General features: G+C 71.7%; 19 protein-coding genes. 12 read left to right on the top strand and 7 right to left on the bottom strand.

Annotated features, from left to right (window positions below; translation table 11 throughout):
* Positions 1-4: 4 nt before the first annotated feature.
* The 4 genes from OHS33_RS29785 to OHS33_RS29770 all read right to left on the bottom strand — a co-directional run bounded on the left by OHS33_RS29785 (position 5) and on the right by OHS33_RS29770 (position 4,905).
* Complete coding sequence (locus tag OHS33_RS29785; RefSeq protein ID WP_330333499.1) at positions 5-2,041, bottom strand: prolyl oligopeptidase family serine peptidase; 2,037 nt, start codon at positions 2,039-2,041, stop codon at positions 5-7.
* The gene (locus OHS33_RS29780; RefSeq protein ID WP_330335259.1) at positions 2,041-3,384 is read right to left on the bottom strand and encodes a M20/M25/M40 family metallo-hydrolase; all 1,344 of its coding nucleotides are present in this window, start codon (positions 3,382-3,384) and stop codon (positions 2,041-2,043) included. Before OHS33_RS29780 ends, OHS33_RS29785 begins: the two co-directional genes overlap by 1 nt.
* A 58-nt stretch (positions 3,385-3,442) precedes the next feature.
* On the bottom strand, positions 3,443-4,276 hold the full coding sequence (locus OHS33_RS29775) for a M55 family metallopeptidase (protein ID WP_330335258.1): 834 nt from the start codon (positions 4,274-4,276) through the stop codon (positions 3,443-3,445).
* Positions 4,277-4,458: 182 nt separating this feature from the next.
* On the bottom strand, positions 4,459-4,905 hold the full coding sequence (locus OHS33_RS29770; RefSeq protein WP_330333498.1) for an SRPBCC family protein: 447 nt from the start codon (positions 4,903-4,905) through the stop codon (positions 4,459-4,461).
* Positions 4,906-5,156: 251 nt separating this feature from the next.
* Between OHS33_RS29770 and OHS33_RS29765 the strand changes: the two genes are divergently transcribed.
* The gene (locus OHS33_RS29765; protein ID WP_330335257.1) at positions 5,157-6,695 is read left to right on the top strand and encodes an alpha/beta hydrolase; all 1,539 of its coding nucleotides are present in this window, start codon (positions 5,157-5,159) and stop codon (positions 6,693-6,695) included.
* 20 nt (positions 6,696-6,715) lie between these two features.
* Here the strand turns inward: OHS33_RS29765 and OHS33_RS29760 are convergent, their stop codons facing one another.
* Positions 6,716-7,273: a HEAT repeat domain-containing protein gene (locus OHS33_RS29760; RefSeq protein WP_330333497.1), complete on the bottom strand. Its 558-nt coding sequence runs from the start codon at positions 7,271-7,273 to the stop codon at positions 6,716-6,718.
* 336 nt (positions 7,274-7,609) lie between these two features.
* Between OHS33_RS29760 and OHS33_RS29755 the strand changes: the two genes are divergently transcribed.
* The 11 genes from OHS33_RS29755 (at position 7,610) to OHS33_RS29705 (ending at position 21,110) form a co-directional block, all read left to right on the top strand.
* Positions 7,610-9,430 carry a 3-hydroxyacyl-CoA dehydrogenase family protein gene (locus OHS33_RS29755; protein WP_330333496.1) on the top strand — a complete coding sequence of 607 codons (1,821 nt, stop codon included), beginning with the start codon at positions 7,610-7,612 and terminating at the stop codon, positions 9,428-9,430.
* 199 nt (positions 9,431-9,629) lie between these two features.
* Positions 9,630-10,439: a TetR family transcriptional regulator gene (locus OHS33_RS29750; protein WP_330333495.1), complete on the top strand. Its 810-nt coding sequence runs from the start codon at positions 9,630-9,632 to the stop codon at positions 10,437-10,439.
* 392 nt (positions 10,440-10,831) lie between these two features.
* Positions 10,832-12,169: a crotonyl-CoA carboxylase/reductase gene (gene ccrA, locus OHS33_RS29745; RefSeq protein ID WP_330333494.1), complete on the top strand. Its 1,338-nt coding sequence runs from the start codon at positions 10,832-10,834 to the stop codon at positions 12,167-12,169.
* Between the two features lie 67 nt (positions 12,170-12,236).
* Positions 12,237-14,306, top strand: a complete 2,070-nt coding sequence (locus OHS33_RS29740) for a protein meaA (RefSeq protein ID WP_330333493.1) — start codon at positions 12,237-12,239, stop codon at positions 14,304-14,306.
* A complete protein-coding gene (locus tag OHS33_RS29735) occupies positions 14,303-15,277 on the top strand; it encodes an HpcH/HpaI aldolase/citrate lyase family protein (RefSeq protein ID WP_330333492.1) in 975 nt (324 codons plus the stop codon). The genes OHS33_RS29740 and OHS33_RS29735 overlap by 4 nt, the downstream gene beginning before the upstream one ends.
* Positions 15,278-15,282: 5 nt before the next feature.
* On the top strand, positions 15,283-15,795 hold the full coding sequence (locus tag OHS33_RS29730) for a MaoC family dehydratase (protein ID WP_053681718.1): 513 nt from the start codon (positions 15,283-15,285) through the stop codon (positions 15,793-15,795).
* A 4-nt stretch (positions 15,796-15,799) separates the two neighbouring features.
* Complete coding sequence (locus tag OHS33_RS29725) at positions 15,800-17,005, top strand: acyl-CoA dehydrogenase family protein (RefSeq protein WP_330333491.1); 1,206 nt, start codon at positions 15,800-15,802, stop codon at positions 17,003-17,005.
* 187 nt (positions 17,006-17,192) lie between these two features.
* Complete coding sequence (locus OHS33_RS29720) at positions 17,193-17,849, top strand: phosphatidylserine decarboxylase (RefSeq protein ID WP_330333490.1); 657 nt, start codon at positions 17,193-17,195, stop codon at positions 17,847-17,849.
* Positions 17,836-18,726: a CDP-diacylglycerol--serine O-phosphatidyltransferase gene (pssA, locus tag OHS33_RS29715; RefSeq protein ID WP_443065369.1), complete on the top strand. Its 891-nt coding sequence runs from the start codon at positions 17,836-17,838 to the stop codon at positions 18,724-18,726. Before OHS33_RS29720 ends, pssA begins: the two co-directional genes overlap by 14 nt.
* A gap of 312 nt (positions 18,727-19,038) precedes the next feature.
* Positions 19,039-20,526: an AlkA N-terminal domain-containing protein gene (locus OHS33_RS29710; RefSeq protein ID WP_330333489.1), complete on the top strand. Its 1,488-nt coding sequence runs from the start codon at positions 19,039-19,041 to the stop codon at positions 20,524-20,526.
* A 50-nt stretch (positions 20,527-20,576) separates the two neighbouring features.
* Positions 20,577-21,110, top strand: a complete 534-nt coding sequence (locus tag OHS33_RS29705) for a methylated-DNA--[protein]-cysteine S-methyltransferase (RefSeq protein WP_330333488.1) — start codon at positions 20,577-20,579, stop codon at positions 21,108-21,110.
* Positions 21,111-21,124: 14 nt separating this feature from the next.
* Here the strand turns inward: OHS33_RS29705 and OHS33_RS29700 are convergent, their stop codons facing one another.
* Together OHS33_RS29700 and OHS33_RS29695 are read right to left on the bottom strand one after the other, a co-directional pair.
* Entirely contained in the window at positions 21,125-21,553 is a 429-nt protein-coding gene (locus OHS33_RS29700; protein WP_330333487.1) for a hypothetical protein, read from the bottom strand.
* 80 nt (positions 21,554-21,633) lie between these two features.
* Positions 21,634-22,128, bottom strand: coding sequence for an NUDIX hydrolase (locus tag OHS33_RS29695; RefSeq protein ID WP_330333486.1), 495 nt, complete (start codon positions 22,126-22,128; stop codon positions 21,634-21,636).
* Positions 22,129-22,136 lie beyond the last annotated feature (8 nt).

Genomic DNA, 22,136 nt, shown 5'->3' with positions numbered 1-22,136 from the left:
GCGGTCAGGGGCGCAGCTCCAGGCGCGGGATGTCCGGCCGCGCGAAGCCGAAGGTCTGGGCGTACAGCGACAGTTCGGCCTCCAGCGCGCGGACCATGGTGTCCGCGCGGCGGAATCCGTGGCCCTCGCCCTCGAAGGCGAGGTAGGCGTGGGGCACCGAGCGGCCGCGCATGGCGGCCAGGAAGCGTTCGGCCTGGGAGGGCGGGCACACCGCGTCGTCCAGGCCCTGGAGCAGGACGAACGGCGCCGTGATCCGGTCGGCGCGGGCCAGCGGCGAGCGGTCCCGGCAGCGGACGGCCAGGGTGTCGGGCGGTCCGGCGAGCCCGTCGATGTAGCGGGATTCCAGGTCGTGGGTCTCGGCGGCGAAGCCGGTGAGGTCGAGCACCGGATAGATGACCGTCCCGCAGGCGTACAGGTCGGTCGCGGCCAGCGAGGCCGCCGTGGTCCAGCCGCCCGCGCTGCCGCCCCGGATGGCGAGCCGGGCCGGGTCGGCGGTGCCCTCGGCGGCGAGCGCGCGGGCCACCGCGGCGCAGTCCTCCACGTCGACCACGCCCCACTGCTCGCGCAGCCGCTCGCGGTAGGCCCGCCCGTAGCCGGTGGAGCCGCCGTAGTTGACCTCGGCCACCCCGATGCCGCGGGAGGTGAAGTAGGCGATGTGCAGGTCGAGTACGGGCGGCACGTGGTCGGTGGGGCCGCCGTGGGCCCACACCACGTAGGGCGGGAGTTCGTCGGCGGGGGCGCGCAGGGTGGGGTGGTGCGGCGGGTAGACGTGCGCGTGGATCTGCTGGTCGTCGGGGCCGAGGAAGGTGCGGCTCTGCGGTTCGGGGTAGTAGGCGGGGTCCACGGGGCCGGGGCGGCGGGCGCTCCCGGTGTCCACGGGCCGCGCGTGGCCGCTCGCCGTGTCCAGTTCGACCACCTCGTACGGGCTGCGCGGGCTGGCCGCGACGCCGTAGACGCGGGTGCCGTGCGCGGCCAGGGTGGGCTGCCAGGCGGTCCAGGGGCCCGCCGCGTCCACCAGGTCGCCGGTCTCCGGATCGAGGACGGCCAGCACCGAGGAGCCCTGGCCGTGCAGGACGGCCACGGGGCCGTCGGCCAGCGGCGCCATCCAGCCGAGGCCCGGCTTCCAGAGCGGGCCGCCGAACTCCTCCTCGCGCGGGCACAGGCCGACGGGCTCCCCGCCGGTGCGGCTCACCCGGTACGGGTTCCACCAGCCGCCCCGGTCACTGAGCGCCAACAGGCTTCCGTCGGCGGCCCATTCGGCCTGGGCGACGGATTCCCCGGGGCCGCCGAGCACGGAGCGGATCCCGGTGAGCGCGCCGTCGGCGGTGACCTCGGCCAGCAGCAGTTCGGTACCGTCCCAGGGCATCCGCGGGTGGTCCCAGACCAGCCACGCGGCCTGCCGGCCGTCCGGCGAGAGCCGGGCTCCGGTGCTGAACCGGTGCCGGTCGTCGGTCAGTTCGCGCACCGCCGAGCGGTCACCGGCGGCGGATCCGTCCAGCGGTACGGCCGCCAGGACCCGGCGCACATCGGTCGGCGCGGGCCCGGTGAACTCCTCCATGACGCACCACACGGCGTCCTCGCGGAGCACCGGGTCCACCCAGCGCAGCCCGCCGCCGGTGGGGCCGAGGGGGGTCAGCGGGCGGGGGGCGACGCCGGGCGCGTCCGGCTCGTAGGCGTACAGCCGCTGGTCGGCGAAGTGCGTGAAGACCAGCAACGGGCCGCTCCCGTCGGCCCGTTCGGCGCCGGCCCAGGGCTTGCCGCCGTATTCGGTGAACCGGCTGCGCACGTTCCAGGGCGCGGGCAGCACCGGGGCCGCGGGGCCGCCGTCGGCGGGCCGCCGGACCAGGGTGCGGCGGCCGCCCTCGTCGGGGCGCGGCTCGGTCCACCACACCTCGGCGCCGACCGTGCCGAGGTACTCGGGCCGCCCGTCGTGGGAGGCGGCGAGCGCCGCGTCGATGGGCGAGGGCCAGGTGCCGTAGGGCGCGGTCGGCACGGCGGGGACGGCGGGCGCGGCGGGACCCGCGGGTGACGCGGGGACCATCACAGGGTCCGCAGCGCGCGGTCGAGGACCCTGACCCCGAAGTGCAGGGCGTCGACGGGGACCCGCTCGTCCACGCCGTGGAAGAGCGACCAGTAGTCGAAGCCGGGGGGCAGCTTGAGCGGGGAGTAGCCGTAGCCGGTGATGCCGAGGCGGGAGAACTGCTTGGCGTCGGTGCCGCCCGCCATGCAGAAGGGGAGCACGTGGCCTTCGGGGTCGAAGTGCTCGACGGCCTCGCGCAGGATCCCGAAGGTCCGGCCGTGGACCGGGGCTTCGAGGGCCTCCTCGCGGTGGTGGAACTCCCAGTCGACGTCGGGGCCGGTGAGCGCGTCGAGGGTGGCGCGGAACTCCGGCTCGCCGCCGGGCACCATCCGGCCGTCGATGTGGGCGGTGGCCCGGCCGGGCACCACGTTGACCTTGTAACCGGCGCTGAGCATGCTGGGGTTGGCGCTGTTGCGGACGGTTCCCTCGACCAGCATGCGGGCGGGCCCGAGCCGCTCCAGCACCGCGTCGAGGTCGAAACCGGGACTCCTCGGGTCCACGGACAGGCCCTGGTGCGCGGCGAGTTCGGTGAGGCAGGCGGCGACGGTGTCGGTGATCCGCACCGGCCATTCGTGCGCGCCGATCCGGGCGACGGCGGCGGCGAGCCGGGTGACGGCATTGGCCCGGTTGGGTTTCGAACCGTGCCCGGCGGTGCCACGGGCGGTCAACTTCAGCCAGGCGGTGCCGCGTTCACCGGCCGCGATGGGGTAGAGGGCGCGGCCGGGTCCGGTGTGCACGGTGAAGGCACCGGATTCGCTGAGGCCCTCCGTACAGCCCTCGAAGAGGTGCGCGTGCCGGTCGGCGAGGAAGCCCGAGCCGTCGACGGCGCTGTCCTCCTCGTCGGCGGTGAAGGCGATCACGATGTCGCGCCGCGGCCGGACCCCGGCCCGGGCCCAGGACCGTACGACGGCCAGGATCATCGCGTCCATGTTCTTCATGTCGACGGCCCCGCGGCCCCAGACCACCCCGTCGCGGACCTCGCCCGAGAAGGGGTCGACGCTCCAGTCGGCCGCCTCGGCGGGCACCACGTCCAGGTGGCCGTGGACGAGCAGCGCGTCGGCGGTGCGGTCGGTGCCCGCGATCCGGGCGACCACGTTGGTGCGGCCGGGGGTGCGCTCCAGCAGGACGGGCTCCAGCCCTGCGGCGGCGAGGCGTTCGGCGGCGTACTCGGCGGCCGGGCGCTCCCGGCAGTCGCCGCCGCCGCGGTTGGTGGTGTCGATGCGGATCAGACCGGAGGTGAACTCGACGACCTCGTCGAGCGCCCGCGGGTCGACGGCCGACTCCGGCCCGCCGCGCACGTCCATCGCGTCCGCCGCGTCCATGTCGTCCATCGCGTCCGCCGCGTCCAGAACCTGTTCCATGTCACCCATACTGCTCCTCCACCGCTGCCGAGACGATCGTCGTGACCGTCTTGAAGGTCCGGATCCCCTCGTACATCGCCCCGCTGGTGTAGGCGATCCGGCGCTCCCCGGTCCGTTCGACCCCGGGGACGACGGTCGCCGACATCGCCAGGTGCTCGGCGTCGAACTCCACCTCGACCGTGAACGGGCCGCGGGCCGCGGGCTCGTGGCGCACGGCGAGGGCGGTGGCCGCCGCGGCGGCCGCGCGGATGTCGGCGGCGGTCCGGGCGGGGGTGCGGCACACCGCGGCGTAGCGCGAGACGTGGTCCTTCACCGCGACGGTCCGGGCGTGCGGCGCGTACCGGGCCGCGTCCGCGCACGTCAGGTCGTCGCCGGTGACCAGGACCACGGGGACGCCGTATTCGGCGACCACGAGGGAGTTGAGCCGCCCCTCGCTCGCGCGGACGCCGTTCACCCAGACTCCGGTGATGGAATTGGCGAGATAGGTGTGGGCGAGGACGCCCGCCTCGCCCGCGCCCGTGTGGTAGCCGACGAAGGCGATCCCGTCGACGTCCCCGTGCTGGACCCCCTCGACCATGGAGAGGGCCTTGTGGCGGCCGGTGAGCATCTGCACGCGCTCGTCGAGGCGCTCCAGCAGCAGGTTGCGCATGGTCCAGTGGGCTTCGTTGACGAGCACCTCGTCGGCGCCGCCGTCGAAGAATCCGAGGGCCGCCGCGTTCACGTCGGAGGTGAACAGCGCGCGGCAGCGCTCCCACTGGGGGGTGCCGGGCAGGACGTCGGCGGGCCAGGTGACGCCCGTGGCGCCCTCCATGTCGGCGGAGACGAGGATCTTCATCAGGGCCCCCGGGCGGTCGGTCACGACGCAGGGGCCCCAGCCTATCCACGGCCCCCGCCCGCGCCCAGGGTCGGCGCGCCGGTCGCCGCCGGCCGGGAAATCCACTCGAACCGGTGAGCCGCGTGGGGCGCGCCCACCGGTCCGCGGGACGGCTGTCCGTAGACTCCGTAGAGGCGGGGCGGCTAGCCCTTCTCGACCTCGGTGGCCAGGTTCGCCAGCACGCTGTCGTAGATGCGGCCCAGGCCCTTGGGGGCGAAGGTGCGCTCGAAGAAGCCGCCGATGCCGCCCGCGCCGTTCCAGACGGTGGAGACCACGGCCCTGGACTTGCCCTCGCCGGACGGGGTCACGGTCCAGGTGGTGACCATGGAGGAGTTGCGGTCCTTCTCCACGAGCTGCCCGTCCGTGGGCTCGGTGACCTCCAGCAGGCAGTCGCGCACCCGCTTGCTGGTGGCCTGGAGCTTCCAGTGCACCAGGGTGCCCTCGCCGTCGCCGCCCTCGCGCACCTCGTACTCGCTGAAGTGCTCGGGGAGCAGCTTGCCCCGGGTGCCGCTGTAGTCCGCCAGCGCGTCGAACACGGTCTCCGCGTCAGCCGCGATGATCCGTTCCGTGGTGGCCTCGACCTGCGCCATAGCTGTTCCTCCAGCAGTTGTGTTCACTCGTCCCCCGCAAGCCAATCACCTCCGCGTCGACCGCCCAAATCCGCCTCCGGCCGGTGTCCGGTACCCGGCCGCCCCGGCGCCGGTACTCCATCTGCGGCCGGGGCCGCCGGTGAAGCGTCATCAGATCGGGCCAATACGCCGCACAATCCCGGTTTCCGTCCCCCGGTTCCGGGACGATTCCGCCCAGAACCCTCGGCTGGGAGGCCCCATTGATCCGCCCCTTGAAGAAGCGCGCCGCGGTGCTGCTGTCCGTCGCCACCGTCGCCACCGCCCTCGCGAGCCCGGTCACGGCCGCCGCCCCCGCCGCCGCGGCGCTGCGCTGGACCGACTGCAAGACGGCGCGCTACCCGACCCTCCAGTGCGCCTCGCTCTCGGTGCCGCTGGACCACGACCGGCCCGGCGGGCGGCGGATCTCGCTGGCCCTCACCCGCGTCCCGCACACCGGGAAGACCTCCCAGGGCCCCCTGCTGGTCAACCCCGGCGGCCCCGGCGGCAGCGGGCGCGCCCTGGCCGGGTACGTCGCCTCCGCGCTCCCCAAGGCGGTGGCCGCGCAGTACGACGTCATCGGCTTCGACCCGCGCGGCGTCGGCAGGAGCGAACCCGCCCTGGACTGCGGCGGGGACCACTTCAAGCCCGTACGCCCGGACTCCGTGCCCCTCGACCCGGGCGTCGAGCGGGCGAACCTGGACCGGGTGAAGTCCTTCGCCGAATCCTGCCGGGCCAGGCACGCGGACGTGCTCCCGTACATCGGCACCGTGTCGGCCGCCCGCGACATCGAGCTGCTGCGCGTGGCCCTCGGCGCGCCGCGGATCAGTTACTTCGGCTATTCGTACGGGACCTACCTGGGCGCGGTGTACGCGAAGCTGCACCCGGAGCGCGTACACCGGCTGGTGCTGGACTCCATCGTCGACCCGGGCGGCATCTGGTACGCCGACAACCTCGCCCAGGACCGGGCCTTCGACGCCCGCCACAAGGCGTTCCTGGCCTGGGTGGCCCGCCACGACGCCACCTACCGGCTGGGCACCGATCCGGCGGAGGTCGAGGCCCGCTGGTACGAGATGCGGGACGCGGTGCGCACCACCCCGGCGGGCGGCAAGGTCGGGGCGGCCGAGCTGGAGGACACCTTCATGCCGGGCGGCTACTACAACGGCTACTGGCCGAACCTCGCGGAGGCCTTCGCCGCCTATGCGGCGCGCGGCGAGACCAAACCCCTGGTGGCCGCCTACGAGCGGTTCGGCGCGGTGGAACCGTCCGCGGGCAACAGCTACAGCGTCTACACCGCGGTCCAGTGCCGGGACTCGGCCTGGCCGAAGGACTGGAACACCTGGCGCGCCGACATGTGGCGCACGCACGCCGAGGCGCCGTTCATGACCTGGAACAACGCCTGGTACAACGCTCCGTGCGCGTTCTGGCCGACGCAGCCGCTGGCGGCGCCGGACATCACGAACGCCGACCTGCCGCCCGCGCTGCTCTTCCAGGCCACCCTGGACGCGGCGACCCCGTTCGAGGGCGGGAAGGCGATGCACGAGAAGCTCAAGAACTCGGCGCTGGTCGTCGAGGAGGGCGGCGGCAACCACGGCATCGCACTCAGCGGCAACGCCTGCCTGGACGAGAAGCTGGCCGCGTACCTGACGACGGGCAAGGCGTCCGACGCCACCTGCGCGGCCCGCCCCGACCCCCAGCCGACCGCAGCCACCCGCGCGGTCCCCGCGACGGCGGGCGGAGCAGCTCTCCACGGCGTGCTGGGCTTCCGCGGCTAGGCCGTACGTACGGAAGGGCCCTACGCGGGGGCGGCCAGCTCCCGCAGGGCTTTCGTCGCCGCGAGGGCGAGGCGGGGGTGGGACTGGGCGCGGGTCAGGACGTCTCGGGCACGGGGGTCGGCCAGGGCGCCCAGGCCTTCCACGCAGGCGAGGGCCACTCGCCAGTACGGGTCGTTCGGGCCCAGGAGGCGGGCGAGGGTGGCGATCAGGGTGGGGGCGGATTCGGGGGCCCGCAGGGCCGTCAGGAGCCGGACCGGGTGCAGGGCGTAGGCCGTGCGCAGTTCGTTGGTGGCCAGGGCCGCCGCCGCGCGGGCGGTCCGGGGGTCGTTCAGCACCGCCAGGGCCTGCGCGGCGGCCTCGCAGCGCGGCGGGTCCCGGTGGTTGAGCAGCAGCACCAGGGACTCGAAGGCGCGCCGGTCCCCGGCCAGCCCGAGGCGGTACGCCGCCAGTTCGCGGGCCCACAGCGGGCGGCCCGCCGCGGTCAGCGCATCGGCCAGCGCGTCCGGCCGCGCCGTCAACAGCGCCTCGTACTCCGGCGCTTGGTCCGCCTCTGCCCGCAGCCGCTCCAGCACGTTCACGCGACCACCCTAGGGCGGGCGGGAGGCGGGCGAGCGGTGTACGTCACATCTCTTCCGGGCTCCCGTGCTCTGGCCAACCGGTTACCGGCGGGTTACTGTCCTTCTCAACACGTACGAGGGCGGCCTGGTGACGCAGCCGCCCCCGTGTCCGTCGGTCCGGTACTCCGATCTCTTCGGGTACCGATGTTCGTACGGCGTGGCCCCGGGACAGGGTCCGCCGCTCTCCGCCCCGCACGGCACCGCCCTGCTCGTGGCGGCTTTCCGCCCCGCACGGCATCCGGCGCGCCCCTCTTCGCGCGCCCTCCCTCAGTCGTCACTCTTCACTGGAGTCCCGCGATGGACCGTCAGTCCAGTCAGCCCACCCCGCCTTCTTCCGGCCCTTCCTCCCCGCAGACGATCGCCGTCGTCGGCCTCGGCACCATGGGCACCGGTATCGCCGAGGTCCTCGCCCGGGCCGGCCGCGAGGTCATCGGCATCGACATCGACGAGAGCGCCGCCCGGCGCGCCACGGCCTCGCTGGCCGCCGCCACCGCCCGCTCGGTCACCCGTGAGCAGCTCACCGAGCAGGAGCGGGACGCCGTACTCGCCCGCTTCCGCACCTTCGGCGAGCTGTCCGCGGCCGCCGACGCCGACCTCGTCATCGAGGTCGTCCCGGAGTCCTACGAGCTGAAGCAGCAGGTCTTCGCCGCGCTGGACCGGATCGTGCGCCCCGACACCGTCCTCGCCACCGGCACGAACGCGCTGTCGGTGACCCGGCTCGCCGCCGAGTCGCTGCGCCCCGAGCGGGTGCTGGGCCTGCACTTCTTCAACCCGGCCCCGGCCATGAAGCTCGTCGAGATCGTCTCCTGCGTGCTCACCGCGCCGACCGCCGTCGAGGCGGTCACGGCGCTCGCCCGGGAGCTGGGCAAGGAGCCCGTGGCGGTCGGCGACCGCCCCGGTTTCGTCGCGGACGGGCTGCTCTTCGGCTACCTGAACCAGGCCGCCGCCATGTACGAGGCCAAGTACGCCTCCCGCGAGGACATCGACGCGGCCATGAAGCTGGGCTGCGGCCTGCCGATGGGCCCGCTGGCCCTGCTCGACCTGATCGGCGTCGACACCGCCCGGACCGTCCTGGAGGCCATGTACGCCTCCTCCGGCGACCGGCTGCACGCTCCGGCGCCGATCCTCGGCCACCTCGCGGAGGCCGGGCTGACCGGCCGCAAGTCCGGGCGCGGGTTCTACACGTACGAGGCCCAGGGCAGCCCGGTCATCGTGCGCGACCTGCAGACCCCGCTGGACGGTTCGGTGATCGCCTCCAGCCGCCCGGTCTCCGTGGTCGGCGTGGCCGGTTCCGGGACGATGGCGAGCGGTATCGCGCAGGTCTTCGCGCAGGCCGGCTACTCGGTGGTGCTGGCGGGCCGCAGCCAGGACAAGGCGGACGCGGCGAAGGCCGCGATCGGCAAGTCCCTGGCCCGGGCGGTGGACAAGGGCCGCCTCACGGCGGAGGCCGCCGCGCGGACCCTGGAGCGGATCTCCCCGGCCGGTTCCCTGGACGCCTTCGCCGAGGTGGACCTGGCCGTCGAGGCCGTCGCCGAGGACCTGGCGGTCAAGCAGGAGCTGTTCGCGACCCTGGACAAGGTGTGCCGGCCGGGCGCGATCCTGGCGACGACCACCTCTTCCCTGCCGGTGATCGCGATCGCCCGCGCGACCTCGCGCCCGCAGGACGTGATCGGCATGCACTTCTTCAACCCGGCCCCGGCGATGAAGCTCGTCGAGGTGGTCCGTACGGTCCTGACGGCCGACGACGTGCACGCCACGGTCCGCGCGATCTGCGTGAAGGTGCGCAAGCACCCGGTGGACTGCGGGGACCGTGCGGGGTTCATCGTGAACGCGCTGCTGTTCCCGTACCTGAACAACGCGATCAAGATGGTCGAGCAGCACTACGCGAGCCTGGACGAGATCGACGCCGCGATGAAGCTGGGCGGCGGGTACCCGATGGGGCCCTTCGAGCTGCTCGACGTGGTCGGTCTCGACGTCTCCCTGGCCATCGAGAAGGTCCTCCACAAGGAGTTCCGCGACCCGGGGCTGGCCCCGTCGCCGCTGCTGGAGCACCTGGTCGCGGCGGGCTGCCTCGGCCGGAAGACCGGCCGCGGTTTCCGTGAGTACGCCCGCCGGTAAGCCCGTGCGCGCCCCCGCCGGCGAGCCACGGCCCGGCCGGCGGGCATCCGAGCCGGATGCGTGGGGAGGGCTGCTCGGGACTGCCGGACCCTCACGGCGGGACACACCCACCGAGCCCAGTGCGGGCCCTCCCCCGCATCCATCCCACTCCCTGGCCCCGCAGGAGCGCTCTCCTGCGGCAATGAAGTACTTTCGATCCATGTCCCAGCCCGCCAAGACCTCGTCCCGCGCCGCCTCGGCCTCCGACGCCCCGGAGAGCGCCGCGGGTACCCGGGCGGCCGCCCAGCGCCTCAAGATGCGCCGCGAGCTGGCCGCCGCGGCCATGGAGCTGTTCGCGACGAAGGGGTACGAGGCCACCACGGTCGACGAGATCGCCGCGACCGCGGGTGTCGCGCGGCGGACCTTCTTCCGCCATTTCCGGTCCAAGGAAGAGGCGATCTTCCCGGACCACGACGACACCCTGACCCGGGCCGAGGCGGTCCTGGACGTGGCCCCGGCGCACGAGCACCCGCTCGACACGGTGTGCCGCGGGATCAAGGAAGTCATGAAGATGTACGCCGCCTCCCCGGCGGTGTCGGTGGAGCGCTACCGGCTGACCCGCGAGGTGCCCGCGCTGCGGGAGCGGGAGATCGCCTCGGTGGCCCGCTACGAGCGGCTGTTCACGCGCTACCTGCTGGCCCATTTCGACGAGCAGGACCACCACGCCGGCAACGACGATCCGCTGCTCGCCGAGGTGGCGGCCTCCGCGGTGGTCACCGCCCACAACCACGTGCTGCGGCGCTGGCTGCGGGCGGGCGGCCAGGGGGACGTGGAGGGGCAGCTGGACCACGCGTTCTCGATCGTGCGCAAGACCTTCGGCTCCGGGATCGGGGCGGGGCGCTCGCAGGCGGGGGCGCCGGCTCCGGCCGCCGTCCGCACCGAGGGCGAGGTACTGGTCGCGGTGGCCCGTACGGACGCTCCGCTCGACGAGGTCATGAGGACGATCGAAGAGGCGCTGCGCAACAGATAGCGACGCTCGTCACAAGGGCCGCTCCCGTTCCGGGGGCGGCCCTTTCTTTGTGCCCGCCTTGTCCCTACTCGTGGGTAACTCTGATCGATCATCGCTCATACGCGCAGGTCAATCGGCAAATGAGAGAAATTCTTGGCACGCAGTGCCTTGCCGAGTGACACGGGGTGCCATACGTTGAATCTCGTCCGGATGTCCCCGCGATCCACGCCCACCACGGCACGGAGCGCGCCCCGGACGCCTGCGTCACAGGCACCCTCCGCGCCACCCGCGCGTCGCCACGCACCACCCCCGCCGGACCGACGGCACGCCCTCAGCACCGCACCCTCGCCTTGCTCCACCCTCACCGCACCACCCCCTCAGCGTTCCCTCAACGCTCAGCCGGAGGCACCACCGTGAAGGACATCCTGGACGCGATCCAGTCGCAGGCCGCGACGGCCGCCGACTTCGCGGCCCTGCCGCTGCCCGACTCCTACCGCGCGATCACCGTGCACAAGGACGAAGCCGAAATGTTCGCGGGGCTCACCACCCGCGAGAAGGACCCGCGCAAGTCCCTGCACCTCGACCAGGTCCCGGTCCCCGAACTCGGCCCGGGCGAAGCCCTGGTGGCCGTCATGGCCTCCTCGGTCAACTACAACTCGGTGTGGACCTCGATCTTCGAGCCCGTGTCGACCTTCAGCTTCCTGGAGCGTTACGGGCGCCTTTCGGAGCTGACCAAGCGGCACGACCTGCCGTACCACATCATCGGTTCCGACCTGGCGGGCGTGGTCCTGCGCACCGGCCCCGGCGTGAACGCCTGGAAGCCGGGCGACGAGGTCGTCGCGCACTGCCTCTCGGTCGAGCTGGAGTCCTCGGACGGCCACAACGACACGATGCTCGACCCCGAGCAGCGGATCTGGGGCTTCGAGACCAACTTCGGCGGCCTGGCAGAGATCGCACTGGTCAAGTCCAACCAGCTGATGCCCAAGCCGGACCACCTCAGCTGGGAGGAGGCCGCCTCCCCCGGCCTGGTCAACTCCACCGCCTACCGCCAGCTGGTCTCCCGCAACGGCGCCGGCATGAAGCAGGGCGACAACGTCCTGATCTGGGGCGCCAGCGGCGGACTCGGCTCCTACGCCACGCAGTTCGCCCTGGCCGGCGGCGCGAACCCGATCTGCGTCGTCTCCAGCGAGCAGAAGGCGGACATCTGCCGCGCGATGGGCGCGACCGCGATCATCGACCGCAGCGCCGAGGGCTACAAGTTCTGGAAGGACGAGCACACCCAGGACCCCAAGGAGTGGAAGCGCTTCGGCAAGCGCATCCGCGAACTGACCGGCGGCGAGGACGTGGACATCGTCTTCGAGCACCCGGGCCGCGAGACCTTCGGCGCCAGCGTCTACGTCACCCGCAAGGGCGGCACGATCGTCACCTGCGCCTCGACCTCGGGCTACAACCACGAGTACGACAACCGCTACCTGTGGATGTCGCTCAAGAAGATCGTGGGCTCGCACTTCGCGAACTACCGCGAGGCGTGGGAGGCCAACCGCCTCGTGGCCAAGGGCAAGATCCACCCCACCCTCTCCCGGGTCTACTCCCTGGAGGAGACCGGCCAGGCCGCCTACGACGTCCACCGCAACCTGCACCAGGGCAAGGTCGGCGTCCTCGCACTGGCTCCCGCCGAGGGCCTGGGCGTGCGCGACCACGAGATGCGCGCCACGCACCTCGAAGCCATCAACCTGTTCCGCGACGCGTAGCGGAGCGGACCAACAAGCACAGCCGTAACGTCTGACACCGCCTCAAAGGCCAAAGGGACAGCCTGAGATGACAGAGCGCCAGAAAGACCGTCCGTGGCTCATGCGGACGTACGCCGGCCACTCCACGGCCGAGGCGTCCAACGAGCTGTACCGCCGCAACCTCGCCAAGGGCCAGACGGGTCTGTCGGTCGCCTTCGACCTGCCGACGCAGACCGGATACGACCCCGACCACATCCTCGCCCGCGGCGAGGTCGGCCGGGTCGGGGTTCCGGTCTCCCATCTGGGCGACATGCGGCGGCTGTTCCAGGACATCCCCCTGGAGCAGATGAACACCTCGATGACGATCAACGCCACCGCCATGTGGCTGCTGGCGCTCTACCAGGTGGCCGCCGAGGAGCAGGGCGCGGACATCGCCCAGCTCCAGGGCACCACCCAGAACGACATCGTCAAGGAGTACCTCTCGCGCGGGACGCACGTCTTCCCGCCCGGGCCCTCGCTCCGCCTGACGACGGACATGATCGCGTACACGGTCAACCACATCCCGAAGTGGAACCCGATCAACATCTGCAGTTACCACCTGCAGGAGGCGGGAGCCACTCCGGTCCAGGAGATCTCGTACGCGATGTCCACGGCGATCGCCGTGCTCGACTCGGTCCGCGATTCGGGCCAGGTCCCGGCGGAACGTTTCGGCGAGGTGGTCGCCCGTATCTCCTTCTTCGTGAACGCGGGCGTCCGCTTCATCGAGGAGATGTGCAAGATGCGCGCCTTCGGCCGCATCTGGGACCGGATCACCCGCGAGCGCTACGGCATCGAGAACGAGAAGCAGCGGCGCTTCCGCTACGGCGTCCAGGTCAACTCCCTCGGCCTGACCGAGGCGCAGCCGGAGAACAACGTCCAGCGGATCGTGCTGGAGATGCTGGCGGTCACCCTCTCCAAGGACGCCCGCGCCCGCGCCGTCCAGCTGCCGGCCTGGAACGAGGCGCTGGGCCTGCCCCGGCCCTGGGACCAGCAGTGGTCGCTGCGCATCCAGCAGGTGCTGGCGCTGGAGAGCGACCTGCTGGAGTACGAGGACATCTTCGCGGGCTCGCACGTGATCGAGGCCAAGGTGGACTCGCTGGTCACCGAGTGCATGGCGGAGATCGAGCGGATCCAGGAGATGGGCGGGGCCATGGCCGCCGTCGAATCCGGGTACCTGAAGTCCCAGCTGGTCTCCTCGCACGCCGAGCGGCGGGCCCGGATCGAGGACGGCGAGGACAAGATCGTCGGCGTCAACTGCTTCCAGCAGACAGAGCCGAACCCGCTGACCGCCGACCTGGACGGCGCGATCATGACGGTGGACGGAGCCGTGGAGGCGCTGACCGTCGAGCGGATCGGCCGCTGGCGCGCCGAGCGCGAGGAGTCCTCCGAGCGGCAGGGCAACGGCGATCCCTTCGTCTTCCCCACCACCCGCCAGGCCCTGGACCGGCTCAAGGAGGCGGCGGCCGGCACCGAGAACCTGATGGAGGCCACCCTGGAGTGCGCCCGCGCCGGTGTCACCACCGGCGAGTGGTCGAACGCCCTGCGCGAGGTGTTCGGCGAGTTCCGGGCGCCGACCGGGGTCTCCTCGGCGCCGGTCGCGGTCACCGCCGAGCCGGGCACACCGATGGCCGAGGTCCGTGCGAAGGTGACCCGTACGGCCGCGGACCTGGGCGCCGGGCGGCTGCGGCTGCTGGTCGGCAAGCCGGGCCTGGACGGGCACTCCAACGGGGCCGAGCAGATCGCCGTACGGGCCCGCGACGCCGGGTTCGAGGTGGTCTACCAGGGCATCCGGCTGACCCCCGAGGAAATCTCCACGGCCGCCCTGGCCGAGGACGTGCACTGCGTGGGGCTGTCCATCCTGTCCGGCTCGCACTGCGCGCTGGTCCCGGACGTCCTCGAACGCCTCCGGGCGGCGGGGGCGGGTGACATTCCCGTCATCGTCGGAGGCATCATTCCGAACGCCGATGCCGTCACCCTGAAGGCGGCCGGGGTCGCCGCCGTCTTCACCCCGAAGGACTTCGGCATCACGGAGATCATCGGCCGTATCGTCGACGAGATCCGCAAGGCGAACAAGCTCCACCCACTAGAGAACGTCGCAAGCACGGAGGTCCCCGCATGACCACGCCCACTTCCCCGGTCAACCGGCTGCGGCCGCGCCGCTCCTGTCTCGCGGTGCCGGGTTCGAACCCGCGCTTCCTGGAGAAGGCCCAGGGCCTGCCGGCCGACCAGGTCTTCCTCGACCTGGAGGACGCCTGCGCCCCGCTCGCCAAGGAGGGCGCCCGCCACACGATCGTGGAGGCACTGAACCAGGGCGACTGGACCGGCAAGACCCGCGTGGTGCGCGTCAACGACTGGACCACGCACTGGACGTACCGCGATGTGATCACCGTCGTCGAGGGCGCGGGCCAGAACCTCGACTGCATCATGCTGCCGAAGGTCCAGGACGCCCAGCAGGTCGTGGCGCTCGACCTCCTCCTGACGCAGATCGAGAAGACCATGGGCTTCGAGGTCGGCAAGATCGGCATCGAGGCGCAGATCGAGAACGCCAAGGGCCTGGTGAACGTCGACGCGATCGCCGCCGCCTCGCCGCGGCTGGAGACCATCATCTTCGGCCCGGCCGACTTCATGGCCTCGATCAACATGAAGTCGCTGGTCGTGGGCATGCAGCCGCCCGGCTACGGCGCGGACGCCTACCACTACATCCTGATGCGGATCCTGATGGCGGCCCGCATGCACGACCTCCAGGCGATCGACGGCCCCTTCCTCCAGATCAAGAACGTGGACGGCTACCGCGAGGTCGCGGGCCGCGCCGCCGCCCTCGGCTTCGACGGCAAGTGGGTGCTGCACCCCGGCCAGGTCGACGCCGCGAACGAGGTCTTCTCCCCCTCGCAGGAGGACTACGACCACGCCGAGCTGATCCTGGACGCCTACGACTGGTGCACCTCGGAGGCCGGCGGCAAGAAGGGCTCCGCGATGCTCGGCGACGAGATGATCGACGAGGCCAGCCGCAAGATGGCCCTGGTCATTTCCGGCAAGGGGCGCGCGGCGGGCATGCGGCGCACCACCAAGTTCGAGATCCCGGAGGGCTAGGCACCATGCAGTTCGGACGCACCTACGAAGAGTTCGAGATCGGCGCGGTCTACAAGCACTGGCCCGGAAAGACGGTCACCGAGTACGACGACCACCTCTTCTGCCTGCTGACCATGAACCACCACCCGCTCCACATGGACAGCAACTACGCCGAGAACACCACCGACTTCGGCAAGAACGTCGTCGTGGGCAACTACATCTACTCGCTGCTGCTGGGCATGTCCGTGCCGGACGTCTCCGGCAAGGCGATCGCCAACCTGGAGATCGAGTCGCTGCGCCACGTGGCGCCGACCTTCCACGGGGACACGATCTACGGCGAGACCACGGTCCTGGACAAGACGCCGTCGAAGTCGAAGAACGACCGCGGCATCGTCTACGTGGAGACCAAGGGCTACAAGCAGGACGGCACCCTCGTCTGCGTCTTCCGGCGCAAGGTGATGGTCCCGACCGAGACGTACATCAAGGAGCGCGGCGGCGAACAGCCCGGCCGCCCCACGCTGAAGGAACAGGGGAAGTAGCACCATGACCCGACTTGCCCAGACCGCCGGCCTCAACGACGTCCAGCGGGAGATCCTCAAGACCGTCCGGGAGTTCGTCGACAAGGAGATCATCCCGGTCGCGACCCAGCTGGAGCACCGCGACGAGTACCCGCAGCAGATCGTCGACGGCCTCAAGGAACTCGGCCTCTTCGGCCTGATGATCCCGGAGGAGTACGGCGGCCTGGGTGAGTCCCTGCTCACCTACGCGCTGTGCGTGGAGGAGATCGCGCGGGGCTGGATGTCCGTCTCGGGCATCATCAACACCCACTTCATCGTGGCGTACATGATCAAGCAGCACGGCACCCAGGAGCAGAAGGACCACTTCCTGCCCCGGATGGCGGCGGGCGAGGTCCGCGGCGCGTTCTCGATGTCCGAGCCGGGTCTGGGCTCCGACGTGTCGGCGATCACGTCCAAGGCGGTGCGGGACGGCGACGAGTACGTCCTGAACGGCCAGAAGATGTGGCTGACGAACGGCGGCACCTCGACGCTGGTCGCCGTCCTCGTCCGCAGTGACGAAGGCCACCCGGAGGGCACGGCGCCCCACAAGTCGATGACGACCTTCCTGATCGAGAAGGAGGCCGGCTTCGGTGAGGTGCGTCCCGGCCTGACCATCCCGGGCAAGATCGACAAGATGGGCTACAAGGGTGTCGACACCACTGAGCTGATCATGGACGGACTGCGCATTCCGGCCAATCGGGTCCTTGGCGGGACAACCGGCCGAGGGTTTTACCAAATGATGGACGGGGTCGAGGTCGGCCGTGTCAACGTGGCGGCTCGTGGCTGTGGCGTCGCTCAGCGTGCGTTCGAGTTGGGTGTCTCATATGCCCAGCAACGTCACACTTTCGGCAAGGCCATCGCCGAGCACCAGGCCATCCAGTTCAAGCTGGCCGAGATGGCTACCAAGGTCGAGGCCGCCCATGCGATGATGGTCAATGCAGCACGCAAAAAGGACTCCGGGGAACGAAACGACCTCGAAGCAGGGATGGCGAAGTACCTCGCCTCCGAGTACTGCAAGGAGGTGGTCGAGGACGCGTTCCGCATCCACGGCGGCTACGGCTTCTCGAAGGAGTATGAGATCGAGCGCCTCTACCGGGAGGCACCGATGCTGCTGATCGGTGAAGGTACCGCCGAGATCCAAAAAATGATCATTGGGCGACGCCTGCTCGAGGAGTACCGACTGCAGGGCTGAAAGCACCCTTTCAGGCCGAAATGTCCGAATCATTTCGGCGAAAAGGTCACATCCAGTCACTGGCCGACGGACATCGACTCGGCTTCTGGCTTGCCCAGTTGTTGCGTGCAACCGATAGCATTCCAGTAAAGCCGCCGTCCCGTCCCCCAGTTTGCGGCGCGGCAATCACCCGCTACGAAGGTCATCCATGCCCCACAGCCAAACCTCTGCACCTCGCGTCGGCCTCCTCGGTGGACGCCTCGCGCGCGGAGCATCGCCGTGGCTTCTGCCGACCGTCGCCACCGCTGCGCTCAGCCTCACCCGGGCCCGCAAGTCCGGCCGCTGGGCCGCGGTGGCCGTGCCCACCACTGCGCTGGCGGCGGGCATGCTGTGGTTCTTCCGCGACCCCGAGCGAGAGATCGCCCAGGGCCGCGTCATCTCGCCCGCCGACGGAGTGGTGCAGAGCATCATGCCGTGGAAGGACGGGCGTACCCGGGTCGCGATCTTCATGAGCCCGTTGAACGTCCACGTCAACCGCGCGCCCCTCGCGGGCACGGTGACGTCCGTGGAGCACATCCCCGGCGGATTCGTTCCGGCGTTCAACAAGGAGAGCGAGAACAACGAGCGCGTTGTCTGGCACTTCGACACCGAGCTCGGCGACATCGAGATGGTGCAGATCGCGGGAGCGGTCGCCCGTCGCATCGTTCCCTACCTGCCGGCCGGAACCAAGGTCGAGCAGGGCGAGCGCATCGGTCTGATCCGCTTCGGATCGCGCGTCGACATCTACCTTCCCGAGGGTGTCGAGGTCGCGGTCGAGGTCGGACAGGCCACCACCGCGGGGGTGACTCGAATTGACCGTGACTGATCCCGAATCACCGGCGAGCCGGGCGGACCAGAAGACCGGCCCCGGCCGGTCCGACTGGGTGCCCGTCGCCGAGGAGGAGACCGACGGCGAGGAGATGCCCCTCTCGCTGCGGCTGTCGATAGCGGACACCCTCACCCTCGGCAACGCGACCTGCGGATTCATGGCGGTGTACTTCACCACCACCGGAATCCTCATCCCGCACCTCACCGGCAGTGACGAATCGGGCATGGCGCGTCACAGCGCCGCGACCGCCGTGATACTGATGCTGCTCGCCGCGGTCTTCGACCTGTGCGACGGCCTGGTGGCACGCAAGCTGCGCAGCTCGCCCATGGGCGCGGAGCTGGACAACCTGTCCGACCTGATCAGCTTCGGGCTGGCCCCCGCGTACTTCGTGCTCGTCTACGGCATGGTCGCCGACGACGCGCACCAGCGGGTGTCGGCACTGGCGGCGATCGTCGTCCTGCTCGCCGTCGTGCTCAGACTGGCGAGATTCAGCTGCGTGACGATGAAGGACGGCATGTTCCAGGGCATGCCGAGCCCCTTCGGCGCGCTCACGGTCGTCTCGATCGTGCTGCTGGAGCTGCCGTTCATCCCGACCACGATGGCGATCATCGGCGTGGCCTGGCTGATGGTGAGCCGGGTCGAGTACCCCAAGCCGCGGGGTGTCCTCGCGGTGGCGATGCTCAGCTGGATCGTCGGCGCGATGGGGCTGCTGGCGGCTTGGGCGTTCGACGCCCCGGGCGGTCAGCTGCTGCTCCAGACCGGCTGCGCGCTCCAGATCGCCCTCGCGGCGACCATCCCGCTGTTCGCGACCACGCGGCGGGCCAACACCTTCCGCCACAACCGGCGCGAGGCACGGGCAGGCCAGCTGCCGTAAGCGGTGACACCTGTACGAAGGGCCCCGGACGCCGACACGGCGACCGGGGCCCTTCGCATGGGCCCGGTGCCGCAGGACGGCTAGGGGGTGTCTGGTGGATCTCCGCGGGGAAGGAGCGGCGTCCGGTGCGTGCTCTCGGCGTGCCGGCCGGAAGCCCGCGTACTGGACGTACTCGGGCTTTCGGCCGGTGCGGCGAGAGCGCGTGCCGGGCGTCGCGACGCCGCGGAGATCCACCGGACACCCCCTGGGCCCCTGAAGGTCCATGTCGCAAAACCGCCAGCCGGGCCCCCGCCGATGTCCGATCCTTGAGTCATGCACACCGACACCGAGCGCTGCGTGCGGGCCGTCCGGTCGAAGGACGCCCGCTTCGACGGATGGTTCTTCACGGCCGTCAGGACGACCGGGATCTACTGCCGCCCGAGCTGCCCGGCGGTACCGCCCAAGGTGGCGAACATGACCTTCCTGCCCAGTGCCGCCGCCTGCCAGCAGGCGGGCTACCGGGCCTGCAAGCGCTGCCGCCCCGACACCAGCCCCGGCTCCCCCGAGTGGAACGCGCGCGCCGACGCCGTCGCCCGGGCCATGCGGCTGATCCAGGACGGGGTGGTCGACCGCGAGGGCGTCCCCGGGCTCGCCGCCCGCCTCGGCTACTCGACGCGCCAGGTGGAGCGCCAGCTGAACGCCGAGCTGGGAGCCGGTCCGCTGGCCCTGGCCCGGGCTCAGCGCGCGCAGACCGCGCGGCTGCTGGTGGAGACCTCCGAGCTGCCGATGGGCGATGTCGCCTTCGCCGCCGGGTTCTCCTCCATCCGGACCTTCAACGACACCGTGCGCGAGGTCTTCGCCCTCGCCCCCAGCGACCTGCGCGAGCGGGCGCGCAAGGCCCACCGGGGCGCCCCGCAGCCCCGCGTCCCCGGCTCGCTCTCCCTGCGGCTCCCCTTCCGCGCGCCGCTCACCCCCGACAACCTCTTCGGGCACCTGGCGGCCACCGCCGTGCCCGGCGTCGAGGAATGGCGCGACGGGGCCTTCCGGCGGACCCTGCGGCTGCCCTACGGCACGGGGGTGGTGGCCCTGAGCCCCCGGCCCGACCACATCGCCTGCCAGCTGGCCCTGACCGATCTGCGGGACCTGACGATCGCGATCAGCCGGTGCCGCCGGCTGCTCGATCTCGACGCCGATCCGGAGGCCGTGGACGAGCAGCTGCGCCGCGACCCGCTGCTCGCGCCGCTGGTCGACAAGTCCCCCGGGCGCCGGGTGCCCCGTAGCGTCGACGCGGCGGAGTTCGCCGTACGGGCGGTGCTCGGCCAGCAGGTGTCCACGGCGGCCGCGCGCACCCACGCGGCCCGGCTGGTGACGGCGTACGGGGAGCCGGTGAGCGACCCCGATCCGGCGGGCGGGCTGACCCACCTCTTCCCCTCCGCCGAGGCGCTGGCCGCGCTGGACCCCGAGACCCTCGCCCTGCCGCGCAGCAGGCGTACGACGCTGACCACGCTGGTCGGCGCCCTGGCCGACGGTTCGCTGCCGCTCGGCATCGACAGCGACTGGGAGGCGGCGCGGGCCCGGCTCGGCGCCCTGCCCGGTTTCGGGCCCTGGACCACCGAGGTGATCGCGATGCGGGCGCTGGGCGACCCGGACGCGTTCCTGCCCTCGGACCTGGGGGTGCGGCGGGCCGCCCAGGGGCTCGGGCTGCCGTCCACCCCGGCAGCGCTGACCGCCCGGGCGGCGGCCTGGCGGCCCTGGCGGGCGTACGCCGTCCAGTACCTGTGGGCGACGGACGACCACCCGATCAACCATCTGCCCGGCTGACCGGGCCACAACACAAGTCACCTTCCGCACGCACGAGGAGAGACCGGCTCATGGACCGCAACAGCACCGCCAAGCAGCACGCCGTCGTCGACAGCCCGTACGGGCCGCTCACCCTGGTCGCCACCGGCGGCACGCTCAGCGGCCTCTACATGACCGGACAGCGCCACCGGCCACCGGAGGAGTCCTTCGGGGAGCGGGTGGCGGCCACGGAGGAGCCCTTCCCGGCCGTCGTGGCCCAGCTGACCGCCTACTTCGCCGGGGAGCGCCGCGATTTCGACCTCCCGCTGCGGCTGGAGGGCACCGAGTTCCAGCGCGGCGTCTGGGACCAGCTGACGCGCATCCCCTACGGCGAGACCTGGTCGTACGGGGAGCTGGCGGCCAAGCTGGGCAAGCCGAACGCCTCGCGCGCGGTGGGCCTGGCCAACGGCAAGAACCCGATCAGCATCATCGTCCCGTGCCACCGGGTGATCGGGGCCTCGGGGAGCATGACGGGGTACGGCGGCGGGGTCGAGCGCAAGGTGCGGCTGCTGGAGTTCGAGTCCGGCCGTCCGGGCGTGGCAGCCCCGGCGGACGGCCTGTTCTAGGCCGGGACCGGTTCTCAGACCACCAGCAGGGGGACCAGCAGGGCGAAGGCGGCCCCGGCCTCGACCGCGTACCCGTACAGCGAGGGGTGCGGCACCGGGGCGGCGAGCAGGACCAGGTTCTGCTGGGCGGCCGCGGCGTCCACCCACTCGGCGGGGGCGCCGAGGTTGCCCTGGTACCAGCCCTCGCAGGCGCCGGGGCCGCTGACGAAGAGGACGTCGTCGGCCCGGCGGTAGGCGGCGGTCCAGCCAGGTGCGGGGGCCGCCCAGCCGTCGTAGTCGGAGAAGTGGGCCCAGCCGCCATCGCGTATCGCGGTGTCGAACAGCCAGACGGGCACCCCGTCGGGCGTGACGTCGGCGCCGGCCTGCTCTTCGGTGGTGAAGTGGACCATGGGCAGGGCGTCGGGCCCATCAGCGGTGCTGGGCCAGGCGTACATCGTGATCATGCGGCAATTGTGACCCGTCCGATGTAGGCATCGTGTTACGGGTCACCCTCCAGGTCGTCCGGACACGGTGTGCCACCGCGCTACTGCGGACGGCGGCCGTTCTCCAGCTCCGCCGTGCCTTCGCCGGACCGCAGGACCCGGTAGGCCTCCGCGGTGCGCAGGCCCAGCGCCCCGGGCAGGTGGTCGATGAGTTCGGCGGGACCGACCAGCCGCCAGGAGAGCAGTTCCTCCTCCTGGAGCCTGACGGACGCCAGCTGCTCCGCGTCCAGCACTCCACCGTCGTAGACGTACGCGACGAGCGGCGGGCGGCCCGTGCCGAGCACCCAGTCCACCGCGAGCAGCCGGCCGAGCGGGAGGTCGAGACCGATCTCCTCGGCGCTCTCGCGGCGGGCCGCGGAGCGCGGGGACTCGCCCCGGTCGGACTCGACGGTCCCGCCGGGCAGGGCCCAGCCCTCGCGGTAGTTGGGCTCGACGAGCAGCACCCGGCCCTCGGTGTCCCGGTACAGCGCGGCCGCGCCCGCCAGCACCTTGGGCAGGCTCGCGATGTAGGCGGCGTAGTCATCAGTGGTGGTCACGCCGACAC

Origin of the sequence: Streptomyces sp. NBC_00536, from assembly GCF_036346295.1 — a bacterium.
Classification (GTDB): domain Bacteria; phylum Actinomycetota; class Actinomycetes; order Streptomycetales; family Streptomycetaceae; genus Streptomyces.
Note: the sequence above shows the minus strand (reverse complement) of the source record. Positions and strands in the feature narration are given on the sequence as shown.

What these genes read in the sequence shown, in the direction of transcription:
- OHS33_RS29785 (WP_330333499.1), bottom strand. Translation starts at nt 2,041, where the DNA reads ATGGTCCCCGCGTCACCCGCGGGTCCCGCCGCGCCCGCCGTCCCCGCC.
- OHS33_RS29740 (WP_330333493.1), top strand. Translation starts at nt 12,237, where the DNA reads ATGACAGAGCGCCAGAAAGACCGTCCGTGGCTCATGCGGACGTACGCC.
- OHS33_RS29705 (WP_330333488.1), top strand. Translation starts at nt 20,577, where the DNA reads ATGGACCGCAACAGCACCGCCAAGCAGCACGCCGTCGTCGACAGCCCG.
- OHS33_RS29780 (WP_330335259.1), bottom strand. Translation starts at nt 3,384, where the DNA reads ATGGACGTGCGCGGCGGGCCGGAGTCGGCCGTCGACCCGCGGGCGCTC.
- OHS33_RS29750 (WP_330333495.1), top strand. Translation starts at nt 9,630, where the DNA reads ATGTCCCAGCCCGCCAAGACCTCGTCCCGCGCCGCCTCGGCCTCCGAC.
- OHS33_RS29720 (WP_330333490.1), top strand. Translation starts at nt 17,193, where the DNA reads ATGCCCCACAGCCAAACCTCTGCACCTCGCGTCGGCCTCCTCGGTGGA.
- OHS33_RS29700 (WP_330333487.1), bottom strand. Translation starts at nt 21,553, where the DNA reads ATGATCACGATGTACGCCTGGCCCAGCACCGCTGATGGGCCCGACGCC.
- OHS33_RS29710 (WP_330333489.1), top strand. Translation starts at nt 19,039, where the DNA reads ATGCACACCGACACCGAGCGCTGCGTGCGGGCCGTCCGGTCGAAGGAC.
- OHS33_RS29730 (WP_053681718.1), top strand. Translation starts at nt 15,283, where the DNA reads ATGCAGTTCGGACGCACCTACGAAGAGTTCGAGATCGGCGCGGTCTAC.
- OHS33_RS29770 (WP_330333498.1), bottom strand. Translation starts at nt 4,905, where the DNA reads ATGGCGCAGGTCGAGGCCACCACGGAACGGATCATCGCGGCTGACGCG.
- OHS33_RS29775 (WP_330335258.1), bottom strand. Translation starts at nt 4,276, where the DNA reads ATGAAGATCCTCGTCTCCGCCGACATGGAGGGCGCCACGGGCGTCACC.
- OHS33_RS29735 (WP_330333492.1), top strand. Translation starts at nt 14,303, where the DNA reads ATGACCACGCCCACTTCCCCGGTCAACCGGCTGCGGCCGCGCCGCTCC.
- OHS33_RS29725 (WP_330333491.1), top strand. Translation starts at nt 15,800, where the DNA reads ATGACCCGACTTGCCCAGACCGCCGGCCTCAACGACGTCCAGCGGGAG.
- OHS33_RS29755 (WP_330333496.1), top strand. Translation starts at nt 7,610, where the DNA reads ATGGACCGTCAGTCCAGTCAGCCCACCCCGCCTTCTTCCGGCCCTTCC.